Below are 14,592 nucleotides of genomic sequence, written 5' to 3' on the forward strand. Positions count from 1 at the left end.
CGGCCAGCACCTGCCCCTGCTCGACGCGCTGACCCTCGTCCACGATCGGACGCTGGTTGGAGCAGGTGCCCTGGTTGGAGCGGTTGAACTTCCGCATCCGGTAGGACTTGCGGGTGCCGTCGTCGTGCATGACGGTGACGTAGTCGGCGGAAACCTCCTCGACCACACCGGCCTTCTCGTTCACCACCACATCACCGGCGTCCACCGCGGCACGCAGCTCCATACCGGTGCCGACGATCGGCGCCTCGGAACGGATCAGCGGCACGGCCTGACGCTGCATGTTCGCGCCCATCAGAGCGCGGTTGGCGTCGTCGTGCTCGAGGAACGGGATCATCGCGGTCGCGACCGACACCATCTGACGCGGCGAAACGTCCATGAAGTCGATCTCGCTGGGCGCGACGAGCTCGTTCTCCTCATTGCCGCGGCGGCACAGCACGCGCTCCTCGAGGAAGCGACCGTCCGGGCCGACCGGCGAGTTGGCCTGGGCGCGGACGTGGCGGTCTTCTTCGTCGGCGGTCAGGTAGACCACCTCGTCGGTGACCCGGCCGTCGACGACCCTGCGGTACGGCGTCTCGATGAAGCCGAACGGGTTGACCCGCGCGTACACCGACAGCGAGCCGATCAGGCCGATGTTCGGGCCTTCCGGGGTCTCGATCGGGCACATGCGGCCGTAGTGCGAGGGGTGCACGTCGCGGACCTCGAGGCCGGCGCGCTCACGGGACAGACCGCCAGGGCCGAGCGCCGAGAGGCGACGCTTGTGGGTGAGGCCCGACAGCGGGTTGTTCTGGTCCATGAACTGCGACAGCTGGGAGGTTCCGAAGAACTCCTTGATCGCGGCCACGACCGGGCGGATGTTGATCAGGGTCTGCGGCGTGATCGCCTCGACGTCCTGGGTGGTCATCCGCTCGCGGACCACGCGCTCCATGCGGGAGAGGCCGACCCGGATCTGGTTCTGGATCAGCTCGCCGACGGTGCGCAGGCGACGGTTGCCGAAGTGGTCGATGTCGTCCACTTCCACCGGCACCTCGACGCCACCGGGGGCGGTCATGGTCTTGTCGCCCGCGTGCAGGCGGACCAGGTACTCGATGGTGTTGACGATGTCTTCCTTCGTCAGCACCGAACCGACGACCTGCTCGCCCAGGTGGATGCCGAGCTTCTTGTTGATCTTGTAGCGACCGACGCGCGCCAGGTCGTAGCGCTTCTCCTTGAAGAACAGGTTCTCCAGCAGGGTCTGCGCCGACTCCTTGGTCGGCGGCTCGCCCGGACGCAGCTTGCGGTAGATGTCCAGCAGCGCCTCGTCCTGGCCGGCGGTGTTGTCCTTCTCCAGGGTCGACATCATGATCTCGGAGAAGCCGAAGCGCTCGACGATCTCCTCTGTGGTCCACCCCAGCGCCTTGAGCAGCACCGTGACCGGCTGGCGACGCTTGCGGTCGATGCGCACACCCACGGTGTCGCGCTTGTCCACGTCGAACTCCAGCCACGCGCCGCGGCTCGGGATGACGCGCACGCTGTGCAGGTCCTTCTCCGTGCCCTTGTCGACGCTGTGGTCGAAGTAGACGCCCGGCGAACGCACCAGCTGCGAGACGACGACGCGCTCGGTGCCGTTGATGATGAACGTGCCCTTGTCGGTCATCATCGGGAAGTCACCCATGAAGACCGTCTGGCTCTTGATCTCACCGGTGTTGTTGTTGATGAACTCCGCCGTGACGAACAGCGGAGCCGCGTAGGTCATGTCCTTGTCTTTGCACTCATCGATCGAGGCCTTGACCTCTTCGAAGCGCGGATCGGAGAAGGACAGGGACATGGAGCCGGAGAAGTCCTCGATCGGGGAGAGCTCCTCGAGCACCTCCTCGAGGCCACCGACTAGGCCGACGTCGCCGCGAGCGGCCGCACGCTCGCGCCAATCCGGCGAACCGATCAACCAGGCGAACGATTCCGTTTGTAGATCGAGAAGTCCGGGCACCTCCAAGGGCTCACGGATCTTCGCGAAAGACACCCGGGATGGAGCTCCGGGGATTCCGGCAACTGCCTTGGTCTGGGTGGAGACTGCCAAGATGCGTCCTTCCAGCACCTCACGCGCGTCGCGTGGTGGTTTCCGCGACCGTCGCTTGTCTGCTACGAATTCCGCTGGTTACGACCCGAACGAAACTCGAACAGGCAACAACGGAAGTAACACCGGAAGGGTGAACTTACGTGTGCAAATCGAGGTATGGACAGGAGGCAGCCAGCGCAACGTCCAAACCTACACCCATGTACACGGAGGTGTCAAAGTACCACCCGCGTGATCCTCCACGTGGCTGCCGCGCCGGGCCGAATTCGCTGGCCGCGTCCGGTGCCGCAATGCGCTGGAAGCCACTCCTGACAGCTGCCGCTGTTGTGAATAGCGTGACGGGTCGGGCGAAACTCGTCAAGTGGCAGGCCCGGCCGAGACCCTAGCGAGATCGCCTGCCGCGCTGGGCTATCGCGGGCGATCCACCGGTCGTCATTGGTCGACGATGTCGCTGGCCAGCCAGCGACCGTCCACCTTCTGCATGTGCAGGACGACGGGACCGGCGACGCTCTGCTGCGCAACGCCGTCCTTGGTGGCGCTCACCACCAGATTGACGAGCAGCTCGGCGCGATCATCGGTGAGCAACGTCACGGCAATCGGGTCCGCCTTGGCGTCGGCGCTGGTCTGCGCCTGTTTGACCGCCGAAATGGTGGTCGCGGCGTACTTGTCCAGATCGGCGAGCATCTTGCCGGTGAGCACCTGCTTCGCGGTGTCCCGGTAGCCGTCGATGTTCTTCACGTCGTAGGCGTAGACGGTCCGCAGCGCGTGGTCGGCGGCCGCGCGCACCTCCTGGGTGGCCTCGTTGTTCACGTAGGCCTGGTTCGAGGTGTCCACGCCGGGCCGCTGCGCGGCGAGCCACGCGAAGCCGCCCAGCAACAGCGCGGCGACCAGCAATCCCGCGACCACACCCCAGCGCGGACGTCCGGCCTCTCGGCGCTGCGGACGGTCCGCCTTCCACGGCACCATCCCGCGCAATCGCGCCAGTCCGGCGTTCTCCGCTGGGCGCTGCTCGGCGCTGCGGGCACCGGATTCCGCGGCGGGCCGGGAAACGCCCGCCACGCGTGGTTTGCGGCCCGGCGCGGTGCGCTCGGACCGGGTGGTGCGCGACGGCTGTTCGGCGGTCGGGCGACGCTTGGAGGTGACCCGATTGACCGGTCGGCGAGACGTCATGGAAGTCCTCCTACGATCCCGGCTTCGGCGCGGCGGGCTGATCCCCCGCCGGCGCGGGCGTCTGCTGGCCGGGGCCGCCACTGAGCAGCACCGGCTGGCCGAGCGAGGAGATCTGCTCGGCCTTCCACACCTCGCCGTCCTTGGCCACGTCGACGGTCCAGCTGTAGCGGTACTCCGCGGGCGGCTTGTCCTTGGCCTTCTCGGTCACCTGCAGCACGACCAGCGCGGACGCCTTGTCCTGCTCGCTGTTGAGCGAGGTGAGCCCGGCGCCGAGCACCTTCGAGGTCATCGCGACGCCGCTCTGCTGGGCCAGCTTCTCCGCCTGGTCCTTGTTCTTCGTGGCCGAGTCCAGCAGCGCGCCGGTCATCGACGACCTGGCCAGGGCGAGCGAGCCGGGCACGTCGTCGAGGTTCATCGAGGTCATGTTCAGCGCGGCCTGGCGTGCGGCGTCCAAGGCGGTGTCGCGCGCGTCGGCACGCGGGCCGTCGGTGAGCGCGGCGCGGACCCAGCCCGTGCCGAACCACGCGGCGGCGACCAGGGCGACCACCAGCAGCGCGGCCGAGCCGAGGAACGCCACCCTGCCGAGCACCGGCACGGCGGCGGAGCGCTGCGCGGTGGCCCCGGCCCGGTCCGGCGCGGATGCGGCGGCGGGCACGTCGACCGGCTCCGCGGTCGTTTCCGCCGAGGCCTCCGCGGCCTCGGACGTTTTCTGCGCGGAATCACTCACGCGAGACACCCTAACGTCATTGCTCCTGGTCACCGCTTCGGCGTGACCCCCAGCAGGGTCGACAGCTGCACGGCGACCGGGGTCAGGTTCAGCTTTTCGGGATCGGTCTTGGGATTGCTGTCCCAGGGCTGCGCGATGGCGGGATCGGCGAGCTCGGCGCGTTCGCCGCCCCGGACCGCGGTCGGATTACCGAAGGGCACAAGGCATTTGGCGTCCTTGTTGAACGGGAACTCGTCGCGCGTGTCGTCGAAATCCGGGTTCTGCGCCTTCATCTGTTCGAGGATCCGATACGTGCCCTCGTAGCCCACGGTACAGGCGGGCGGATTGTTGGTCTCCAGCACCAAGCCGAAGTGGCTGGTGCCGTCCCCGGGCGCGGTGGAGGACCCGCCGACCGACAGCTGCGGAAGGAACTGCAGCAGCGGTCGTATGGCATAGAACTTCGGCGAGATGGTCTGCAGCGTCGAGCGCAGGTTCGCCAGGTCCTGGGTAAGCGCGCCGCCGCTCTCGTTGATCAGCGCGCCGATCTGCTCACCCGCGTCGGTTCCGGTGCCGATCAGCCTGCGCACGTCGGGATCGCTGGAGCGCAACTGAGCGGTGAGCTTGTCCAGACCGTCGCTGAACTCGCGGATGGCGGCGGACTGCTCGGCCTGGGTGCCGAGCGCGATCTTGCCGTCCTGGATCAGCTGGATGGTCTGCGGCAGCGTCGCGTGGAAGGTCTCGGTGAACTGGTTCAGCGATTCGATCAGCACCTGCAGATCGTCGCCCTTGCCGTCGAACGCCTTGCCGAGTTCGCGCACCGTGGTGTTGAGCGCGTTCAGATCCACCGACCGGGTGAAGTTGTCCACACTGGCCACCAGCTTCTCCACCGGAATCGGCGTGGTCACCGTGGTGATCACCGAGTTGTCGTGCAGATACGGACCCTGATCGGAGGTGGGTTGCAGATCCAGGTACTGCTCACCGATCGCGGATCGGTTGGCGACCACGGCTTTCGCCGAGGCCGGGATATCGGGCGAACTCGAATCGATGATCAGGTTCATCACCACGCCGTCGTCGGTGAGCTCGAGCTCGCCGACCCGGCCGACCGGAACGCCACGGTAGGTCACCTCGGCGCCTTTGTAGAGACCGCCGGTCTGCTCGGCCTGCACCTTCACCGTGTACTGGCCGAAGCCGAACATCTGGTCGAGCCGGATGTACTTGGCGCCGACGAAGACCACACCGAGCACCGCGATCACCACGAACGTGATCAGCTGCCACCGGACCAGACGCGTCACCGCGGACCACTCCCTACGCTCTGTTGTGTCCCGCCGCCCACCCCGAGTTGTTCGAGGATCGCCCCGACCGGACCCGCGGGCACGCCCGGCGCGGGCGGCTGCGCCATGAGCGGCGGCAGCGGCAGGATCGACACCGTCGGCCAGCCCGGCCGCGGGCCGTTGCCGCCGTAGTACGGGTTCGTCGGGTTCACCGGTACCGGCGGACCGACCGGCGGGATGTAGACCGGATCCGGCTTGCCCACGCCGAGATTGCTGAGCGTGACGCCGATCTGCTGGTCCACCGACAACCAGGTGTTGACCTGACCGCCGAAGGTGCTCTCCAGCGCGGAGTCGGGGAACGGATAGGTCGGGATCAGCGGGAACGCGCTCACCAGATCCGGCGCCGAGCGTCCGAGTTCCTGCAGCGTGGGCCGCAGCGAGGTGAGGTCGCGGATCAAGTCGTCCTTCGAGGTGTTCAGCACGTCGAAACCGGCTTGGCCGAGCCGGTCCAGCTGCGCGAGCAGGCCGATCAGTTGCGGTCGCTGCTCTTCCAGGATCTTGATGCCCTGGGGCAGCTGCTCGAGGATCTTGCCGATCTGCTCGGTCTGCGTGCTGACCCTGCTGCTGAGCACATCGAGGCCGTCCAGCGCCCTCGTGATGTCGTCCACCTGGTCGTTCAGGCCGTTGATCAGCGTGTTCGCCTGTTCGATCAGCGAGCGCACGCGATCCTCGCGCCCACCGAAGGTCTTGTTCAACTCGGTGACGATCGGCTGCAACTGCGCGACGCCGCCGCCGTTGAGCAGCAGCGACAGCGCGCCGAGCACCTGCTCGATCTCGGTGGCGTGCCTGGTGCGGTCGATCGGGATCACCGAGCCGTTGCTCAGGCGGCGCGAGTCCGGGTCGGCGGCGGGCCGGGACAGCTCGATGAACTTCTCACCGAGCAGATTCGACTGCCTGACCTCGGCGCGCGCGTTCGCGGGCAGGTCCACCGACGACTGCACCACGGTGCGCACGGTCGCGGTCCACTGATCCTTGCCGATGGTGATCTCCTCGACCCGGCCCACCGGCACGCCGTCGACCTTGACCGCCGACTGCGGCACCAAGTCGAGCACGTCGTCGAACTGGATGTCGATGTGTATCGGGTGCTCGCCGACATCGGCGCCACCGGGCAGCGGGACGCTGTAGATGCCGTCGGCGGCGCACGAAGTGACCAGCGCGGCCGACAAGCCCAGCGCCAGCGCGGCGCCCATACCCCGGGTGACGGAACGGATTCGAGCGGTCATCGGTCCCCTCCCTGCGACGGCGGAAGCCGGTCCGACTCGGTACCGGGCACCGTGCCCGGCACGGGGTCACGCTGCTGGTTCTCGCCGCTGAGAATGCCGAACGGCAGGTTCAGCGTCGGGGTCTTCACTCCGGCGGTGATCTGGTCGGTGATGTCCTTGCAGTGGTCGAGAATCGGCCGCATCTGCCTGCCGAGCGCCTCGAACTTGGGGTCGCCCGGCATCAGCTTGGACAGATCGAGCATCTTGCAGACCACGCCGAACGGGTCCTGCAGGTCGGTGAAGTTGGCGCGCATGTCGAGCGTGCCGGATTCGGCGTTGTGCACGTTGATCAGATTGCTCAGCGCCAGCGGCAGCACCGGAAGCAGGGCGGCCAGGTCGTTGCGTTGATCGGCCAATGTCTTGGTGAGCGTGGTCAACCCTTCGGCGTTGCTCGCGATCAGATCCCGGTTGTCGTCGATGAAGCGAGCGACGTCACCCAGGGCGATCGACAGCAGATGCAATGCGGCGCCGAGATCTTCGCGTTCGTTGGCCAGGAACGTGGACAGGTCGGCCAACTGGACGTTGAACTGCCGCACCTGCTGGTCGTTCTGGGCCAGCATGGTGACGAAGGCTTGCAGATTCTTGACCGTGTCGAAGATGTCCCCGCGAGCGTCCGACAGGTACCGCGCCGCCCGGGACAACTGGGTGAGGCTGTTGGCCAGCGCCTCGCCGTTGCCTGCCAGGTTCGCGGCGCCGGTGCGCACCAGGTCGTTCACCGCGCCATCGGCGTTGGCCCCCTTGGGACCGAGCGCGTCCGACAGCTCGGTGATGCTCTTGTACAGCTCGTCCACTTCGACCGGGGTGACCGTGCGGTCGCGCGGGATGGTCCCGTTGCGCGGCATCTTCGGTCCGTCCGTGTAGACCGGGGTCAGCTGGATGTAGCGGTCGGACACGATCGACGGCGTGATCTGCGCGGCCCGCGCGCCCGCGGGCACGTCGTACTTGCGATCCACGCTCATGACGATCTTGACCTGATCGCCCTGCGGCTCCACCGAATCCACCGAACCGACCGGCACACCGAGAATGCGCACGTCCGAGCCTTCGTAGATGCCGACCGAGCGATCGAAGTACGCGGTGATCTTGGTGGTGGTCAGCCGGTTGAACAGCCACCACAGCACCCCGGCCAGCAGTACGGCGACGACGACGACCAACGCGATGGCCACCTTGGCGCCCCGGCTGGAATCGCGCACCGCGCCGACGGGATCGCTGCGCCAGTTCTCCGCCACGTCAGTTACCTCCCAGGGTGCGGACCGGCGGACGGTTGCCGGGAATCTCGGGCAGCGCGGGCGGCACCAGGTTGACGATCACCGCGTCGAACCAGCGGCCGGTGCCGAGCACGTTGGCGTAGAGGCCGTAGAAGGGCGCCGCCAACTCCAGTGTCTTGGAGATGTTCTGCTGGTTGGCGTTGAGCAGGTCGATCGAGGCGCGCAGGTTGGTCAGCGCGGGCCCGATCTGCTCCTCGTTGTCATGTACCAGCGCGGTCAGCTCGGCCGACACCGTCCTGGCTCCGTCCAGCAGCTGAGCGATGGACCGCTGGCGGATGTTCAGCTCGGCGAGCAGCTGACCGCCCGAGGCCAGCAGCCGCTCGAACTCGGCGTTGCGGTCGGCGAGGATCTGCGTGGTCTGCCTGGTCGCGGCGAACAGCTTCTTCAGCTCCTGGTCGCGTTTGGCGAGTGTCTCCGACAGCCGGGCCACACCGTCGATGGACCCGCGGATCTCCGGCGGTGTCGTCGCGAACGCCTCCGACAGCACCCGCATGCTGGTGGCCAGCTGCGCGGTGTCGATCTGATCGATATTGCGGGCCGCGTCGGTGAACGCGTCCACCACGTCGTACGGAGAGACGGTGCGCGACAGCGGGATTCGCGTGTCCGGGTCGGCGGGCTTCGACCCTCTCGGGTCCAGCGCCAGGTACTTCTGCCCGAGCAGGGTCTTGATCTGGATGGACGCGGTGGTCTCGTTGCCGATCCACGCGTCCTGGGTGCGGAAGTCCACGACGACGCGGTCGCCGTCGAGCCGGACATCGGACACCGAACCGACCTTGACGCCCGCGATCCGGACTTCGTTGCCCTTCTTCAGGCCCGCGGCCTCGGTGAACTCCGCGGTGTACTTGGTGCCCGCCCCGATGATGGGCAGCCGGTCCAGGAAGAACGCCGACACCGTCACCAGGAGCACGATGGCGACGCCGAGCACGCCCATGAACGCCGGGCTGCGTTTGCCGAGTAGGTTGCGATCTTCCATCAGCGAGCCTTCCCCTGGCAGCGCGGCGCCGCGTTGGTGTACAGCGGCTGGTTGATCGTCGGCAGGCCGGCGGGCAGGTTGAGCTGCGGCGCGTCGACCGCGCCCGGACCGACGACGATATCGATGCCACACAGATAGAACTGGAACCAGGAGCCGTAGCTACCGACGCGGCCGAGTTTCTCCATCTTGATCGGCAGGTTGTACAGCGCTTCGTTCACATCGTCCTGGCGTTCGTCGAGGGTGCCGGTCAGCTGGCTCAGGCCCGCGATCGAGCCCTGCAGCGTCGGGCGGACCGGCACCAGCAGATCGGACGTGGCCGAGGTCAGGTCGGCGAGCGAGGTCACCGACCGCCCGATGGTGTCGCGTTCGGCGGCCAAGCCGCTGATCAGCGCCTCGGTGTTCACGATCAACTGGTCGAACTGGTCGTCGCGCTGGTTGACCGTGTCCAGCACGGCGGTCAGGTTGCGGGTCAGCTCACCGATCACGGCGTCCTTGTCCGCGATCTTGTTGGTCAGATTCGCCGTGGTCGCCACCAGGTCGTGGATGGTGCCCTGCTCGCCCTGGAAGACCTGGATGATCTCGAAGGAAAGCTTGTTCACGTCCTCGGCGGTCAGCGTGCGGAACAGCGGACGGAAGCCGTTGAACAGGGTGGTGAGATTCAACGCGGGCTTGGTGCGCTCCAGCGGGATGGTGGCGCCCTCGGTCAGCTTGCGGCCCTGCGCCCCGGTCCCCTGTTCCAAGGCGATGTAGCGCTGGCCGACCAGGTTGCGGTACCTGATCGTCGCGGTGGTCGAGGCGGGCAACCAGTCCCGGTCGGTGAGGTCGAACTTCACCTCGGCCAGGCGCTTGTCCACGATCCGCACATCGGTGACCTTGCCGACCCGCACCCCGGCGATGCGCACCTCGTCACCGCGATTGAGCGCGGTGACGTCGGTGAACCTGGCCTTGAACCCGGTCCCGCCGCGGCTGTAGTTGGCGATCGACAACCCGAGCATGGTGGTCACGAACAAGGTCACCACCACGAAGATGATCAGCTTGGCCAACGGTGCGCCCAGGCCACGCAACGGCTGCCTCATCGCACGCTCACCTCGCTTCCGCGGAACGCGGGCGCACCGGCCCTGGTCACCCAGCCCGGCACCTGATCCGGCGCGACGCCAGTGGCCGCGCCGTAGATCGCGCCGAGCGACTGCCGCTCCATCGGCGAGCCCGCGATCGTGGGCATCTTGCTCGCCGGATAGACGCCGAACTGCGGCGGCTCCAGCTTGCCGATCTCCTGGTCACCGGGGTTGCGGCTGGGCACAGCGTAGGAGCCGTCGTTGTTCGGGCCTCCGGTGTACTGGCCGGGGTCGACGCCCAACGGCATCTCGGGGATGCACCACGGTCCCCTGGTGTCCAGCCAGCGCGGTTCGTCCTGGTTCGGCAGGTACTTGCCGCGAGTGTTGGTCAGCTCGATGGTGACCCGGGAGCCGGGCCGATCGGTGCCCTTGCCGAAGATCTTGTCGATGCGCGGCTTCAACTGCGCGAAGTTCGCCAGCGAGCAGGCGTAGTTCGGCGAGTAGTAGGCCAGCTGTTCCAGCGCCGGACGCGAGTCGGCGGCCACGTCGATGATGTTGTCGCGGTTGGCGACCAGGAACTCCGTGGTGGTCGCCGACGACGGCGTCAGCGTCGCGTAGAGCACATCGATGTCGGTGCGCCGCTGCACGATCGTCGCGTTGGTGGTGCGCAGGTTGTCCAGCGCCTGGATCAGCTGCGGGGCCGCGTCGGAGTACGTGGCGGCGACCTCGGCGAAACTGCGCAGGTCGGCTCGCAGATCGGGGAGCACGCCGTTGACCTGGCGGAAGACCTCGTCCAGCTTGTCAACGGTCTGGCCGAGCGTGGTGCCCTGACCGGCCAGCGCCTGGGACAACGCGCCCAGAGTGGCGGCGAGATCCTGCGGCGGAATCGCCTGCAGCAGCGGCAGCAGGTCGTCGAGCAGCTTGCTCAGCTCTATGGCGTTGCCGCTGACGTCCTGGTGCAGCGTCACGCCGTCGGTCAGGTGCCGCGGACTCGGGTCCTCCGGGATCACCAGGTCCACGTAGCGCTCACCGAACAGCGTCTTGGGCAGCAGCCGCGCGGTCGCGTTGACCGGAATCCGTTGCGCCTTGTCCGGATCGATGGCCAGGCGCAACGTCACCTCACCACCCTCGTAACGGCTCGAGCGCACCTCGCCGACGGTGACGCCGCGGGCCTTCACGTCCGCGTTGCGGGTCAGCGCGTTGCCCACGGTGTCGGTGATCAGATCAACCTGCACGCTTCGCACGAACTGCTTGTCGTAGATCGCGACCGTGGTCCACAGGAACAGCGCCACCACGGCGAAGAACGCGATGCCGAGCGCCCTGACGCGCACCTTCTCGGTCGAACGCCAGGTCTGTGTCCCGCGGCTCATCCGGCCACCCGCACCGTCGTCGTGGTGCCCCAGATCGCGAGGCTGAGGAAGAAGTCGAGGATGTTCACCAGCACGATCGCGGCGCGGACCGCGCGCCCGACCGCGACGCCGACACCAGCGGGTCCGCCGGTGGCATGGAAGCCGTAGTAGCAGTGCACCATGATGATCACGAAGGCGAAGACCAGCACCTTGAGGAACGAGTAGAGCACGTCCTCCGGTGGCAGGAACAGATTGAAGTAGTGGTCATAGGACCCGCTGGACTGCCCGTTGAACCAGATGCTGACCATTCGAGAAGCCAGGAACGTGCCGAGCAGGCCGACGATGTACAGCGGGATCACCGCGAGGAATCCGGCGATCACGCGGCTGGTGACCAGGAACGGGATGCCGGGCACCGCCATCACCTCGAGCGCGTCGATCTCCTCGGAGATCCGCATGGCGCCCAGCTGCGCGGTGAAACCGCAGCCGACCGTCGCCGACAGCGCCAGTGCCGCGACCAGCGGTGCGATCTCGCGGGTGTTGATGTAGGCGGTGAGGAAGCCGGTGAGCGCGGAGCTGCCGAGTGCGTCGAGCGCCTTGAAGCCCTGCAGGCCGACGACGACGCCGACCGAACCGGACATGAACACGATGACGCCGATGGTTCCGCCGATCACCGCGAGCGCGCCGGTGCCGAAGGTGACTTCGGCCAGCAGCCGCATGACCTCCTTGCGGTAGTGCACGGCGGTGCGCGGAATCCAGGCGATGGCCCGGGAGTAGAACGACATCTGGTCGCCCGCGCGATCGATGACGTTCAGCGGCATGCGGATTACTTCCCCCGCCCGGCGCATCGACCTTGCGACTGGGGTGCGGTATGACGTGGCCATCGATCAGGAACCCTTGGCTGGGACGACTTGCAGGTACACCAGGGTCAGGATGAGATTCACGAAGAACAGCACCATGAACGTGATCACCACGGATTGGTTCACCGCGTCACCGACTCCTTTCGGACCCCCTTTGGGATGCAACCCCTTGTACGCGGCGATCACACCGGCGATGAGGCCGAACACCGCTGCCTTGATCTCGCCGATCCACAGGTCCGGCAGCTGAGCGAGCGCGGAGAACGACGCCAGGTAGGCGCCGGGCGTTCCGCCTTGCAGCAGCACGTTGAAGAAATAGCCGCCCGCGATGCCGACCACCGACACCAGGCCGTTGAGCAGCAACGCCACCAGCATCATGCCGAGCACGCGCGGGACGACGAGCTTGCGCACCGGATCGACGCCGAGCACCTCCATGGCGTCGATTTCCTCGCGGATGGTGCGTGAGCCGAGATCGGCGGCCACCGCCGACCCGGCGGCGCCCGCGATGATCAGCGCCGTGACGACCGGAGCCGCCTGCTGAACGGTAGCCAGCACACTCGTCGCGCCGGTGAAGGACTCGGCGCCGAGTTGTTTGATCAGAGAGCCGGTTTGCAATGCCACGACCGCACCGAACGGAATCGCGACCAGTGCGCTGGGCAGGATCGAAACACTCGCGATGAACCACGATTGCTCGATGAACTCCCGCCACTCGAAGGGCCGGCGGAATGTCTTGCGAAGGACGTCGATGAACAGCGCAAAGATGTTGCCGGCCTGGGCAAACCCCGACTCCAGTGGAGTACGCAATCGCGCCAGGGTGGAATTCACGATCGCAGATGTTACCCGTTAGTTGTGTTGTGTCGAGCGGTGGCGTCGTACGCGCCGCCTGGATAATTCGCCAGGTCGCCGCTGTTATACGCCATCACCTGCGTATCGTCGTTCTCGGCAAGTGATTCGCGAATCGCGACTTGAGCCGCGTGCGGCAAGGTGTGCATGATCTCCCGGACGCGCTCTTTACGCCGCAGCACCGCCTGACGCACCGGCATGCCCGGCGTGGCGCGCATCTGCGGAATGATCCCCTCGACCTCCTCGGCGCCACCGTGGTGGTGCCCGGCGTCGACGAGCGCCTGCTCGCGCGCCATCTGGGCCTCGTCCTTCTCCTCGGACATGCCGATCGGGCCGATCATCCGGCCGTTGAGGAACTGCTTGACCACCGGCTCCTCCGAGGTCAGCAACACCTCCCTGGGGCCGAACATGACCAACTGGCGGCGGAAGAGCATGCCGATGTTGTCCGGCACCGTACGGGCCAGGTTGATGTTGTGCGTGACGATCAGGATCGTGGCGTCGATCTGCGCGTTGATGTCGATGAGCAGCTGGCTCAGATAGGACGTGCGCACCGGGTCCAGACCCGAGTCGGGCTCGTCGACGAGGATGATCTGCGGATCCAGCACCAGGGCGCGGGCCAGCCCGGCGCGTTTGCGCATACCACCGGAGATCTCGCCGGGCAGCTTGCCCTCGGCCCCGAGCAGACCGGTCAGCTCCAGCTTCTCCATCACGATCTTCTTGATCTCGGATTCGCTCTTCTTGGTGTGCTCGCGCAGCGGGAAGGCCACGTTGTCGAACAGGTTCATCGAACCGAACAGCGCGCCGTCCTGGAACAGCACGCCGAACAACTTGCGAATCTCGTACAGCTCCTTGTTGGAGCAGGTGGTGATATCCGTGCCGTCGATATAGATGGAGCCGCGCTCCGGGCGCAGGAGACCGATCAGCGACTTCAGGAATACCGACTTACCGGTGCCCGACGGGCCGAGCAGCGCGCTCACTTCGCCCGACGGCAACGTCAGGGACACGTCCTGCCAAATTCGCTGCGAACCGAAGGACTTGGTTACACCCTCGGTCCTGACCTCGACGCCCACGCCAACCTCCACAATTTCTCAGCGAGCAACCCACCGGCAAAACCGCGCGCTCGGTCTTCGCGGTGTGTCTCGTCACAGTGGGTGCGGTCACTGTAACCCATCAGAGAGACGGGGCACACCCCCGACTTGACTGAAGAGTAACTCCGCAAAGCGGTTTGTATTCCGCAACAATGCCGAGTCCCAAAAAAGAGCAGAGATTTCCGGAAAAATTACAAACGGGCGGCCCCGCATTGGGACCGCCCGTTCGTGTGTTTCGGTCTGGAATTACTTGACCGCGACCTTCGCGCCGGCCTCTTCCAGCTTCGCCTTGGCAGCCTCGGCGGCTTCCTTGGCGACCTTCTCCAGGATCGGCTTCGGGGCGCTCTCGACCAGGTCCTTGGCTTCCTTCAGGCCCAGGCCGGAGACGATCTCGCGGACCACCTTGATGACCTGGATCTTCTTGTCGCCGGCACCCTCGAGGATGACGTCGAACTCGTCCTGCTCCTCGACGGCCTCGGCCGGAGCGGCGGCACCACCCACGGCGGCGACCGCGACCGGAGCGGCGGCGGTGACCTCGAACTTCTCCTCGAACTTCTTCACGAAGTCCGACAGCTCGAGCAGAGTCATGTTGCCGAAGACCTCGAGCAGTTCGTCAACGTTGGCCATTGTTGTGTTCCTTTCGGTA

General features: G+C 66.6%; 13 protein-coding genes. All 13 read right to left on the bottom strand.

The window, feature by feature from the left end:
• Positions 1–2,071, bottom strand: a 2,071-nt coding sequence (gene rpoB / locus ON34_RS24940; RefSeq protein WP_040784170.1) for a DNA-directed RNA polymerase subunit beta, incomplete at its 3' end; no start/stop codon positions are given.
• Between the two features lie 411 nt (positions 2,072–2,482).
• Positions 2,483–3,220, bottom strand: coding sequence for a hypothetical protein (locus tag ON34_RS24945; RefSeq protein WP_040783805.1), 738 nt, complete (start codon positions 3,218–3,220; stop codon positions 2,483–2,485).
• A gap of 10 nt (positions 3,221–3,230) precedes the next feature.
• On the bottom strand, positions 3,231–3,947 hold the full coding sequence (locus tag ON34_RS24950; protein WP_174372072.1) for a hypothetical protein: 717 nt from the start codon (positions 3,945–3,947) through the stop codon (positions 3,231–3,233).
• Between the two features lie 29 nt (positions 3,948–3,976).
• On the bottom strand, positions 3,977–5,218 hold the full coding sequence (locus tag ON34_RS24955; protein WP_040783808.1) for an MCE family protein: 1,242 nt from the start codon (positions 5,216–5,218) through the stop codon (positions 3,977–3,979).
• A complete protein-coding gene (locus ON34_RS24960; protein ID WP_373291978.1) occupies positions 5,215–6,480 on the bottom strand; it encodes an MCE family protein in 1,266 nt (421 codons plus the stop codon). The genes ON34_RS24955 and ON34_RS24960 overlap by 4 nt, the downstream gene beginning before the upstream one ends.
• The gene (locus ON34_RS24965) at positions 6,477–7,709 is read right to left on the bottom strand and encodes an MCE family protein (protein ID WP_040784174.1); all 1,233 of its coding nucleotides are present in this window, start codon (positions 7,707–7,709) and stop codon (positions 6,477–6,479) included. Before ON34_RS24965 ends, ON34_RS24960 begins: the two co-directional genes overlap by 4 nt.
• Before the next feature lie 37 nt (positions 7,710–7,746).
• On the bottom strand, positions 7,747–8,757 hold the full coding sequence (locus ON34_RS24970; RefSeq protein WP_040783810.1) for an MCE family protein: 1,011 nt from the start codon (positions 8,755–8,757) through the stop codon (positions 7,747–7,749).
• Positions 8,757–9,833, bottom strand: coding sequence for an MCE family protein (locus ON34_RS24975; protein ID WP_174372073.1), 1,077 nt, complete (start codon positions 9,831–9,833; stop codon positions 8,757–8,759). The genes ON34_RS24970 and ON34_RS24975 overlap by 1 nt, the downstream gene beginning before the upstream one ends.
• Complete coding sequence (locus ON34_RS24980; RefSeq protein ID WP_040783812.1) at positions 9,830–11,182, bottom strand: MCE family protein; 1,353 nt, start codon at positions 11,180–11,182, stop codon at positions 9,830–9,832. The genes ON34_RS24975 and ON34_RS24980 overlap by 4 nt, the downstream gene beginning before the upstream one ends.
• Entirely contained in the window at positions 11,179–12,006 is an 828-nt protein-coding gene (locus tag ON34_RS24985) for an MlaE family ABC transporter permease (protein ID WP_085997135.1), read from the bottom strand. The genes ON34_RS24980 and ON34_RS24985 overlap by 4 nt, the downstream gene beginning before the upstream one ends.
• A gap of 39 nt (positions 12,007–12,045) precedes the next feature.
• Entirely contained in the window at positions 12,046–12,840 is a 795-nt protein-coding gene (locus tag ON34_RS24990; protein WP_051023076.1) for an MlaE family ABC transporter permease, read from the bottom strand.
• 11 nt (positions 12,841–12,851) lie between these two features.
• The gene (locus ON34_RS24995; RefSeq protein ID WP_174372074.1) at positions 12,852–13,928 is read right to left on the bottom strand and encodes an ABC transporter ATP-binding protein; all 1,077 of its coding nucleotides are present in this window, start codon (positions 13,926–13,928) and stop codon (positions 12,852–12,854) included.
• A 264-nt stretch (positions 13,929–14,192) separates the two neighbouring features.
• Positions 14,193–14,573 (bottom strand): 50S ribosomal protein L7/L12, encoded by a 381-nt coding sequence (gene rplL / locus ON34_RS25000; protein ID WP_040783817.1) that lies wholly within the window; start codon positions 14,571–14,573, stop codon positions 14,193–14,195.
• Between the last annotated feature and the right edge of the window lie 19 nt (positions 14,574–14,592).

Origin of the sequence: Nocardia pneumoniae NBRC 100136 (genome assembly GCF_000308755.1) — a bacterium.
GTDB lineage: Bacteria > Actinomycetota > Actinomycetes > Mycobacteriales > Mycobacteriaceae > Nocardia > Nocardia pneumoniae.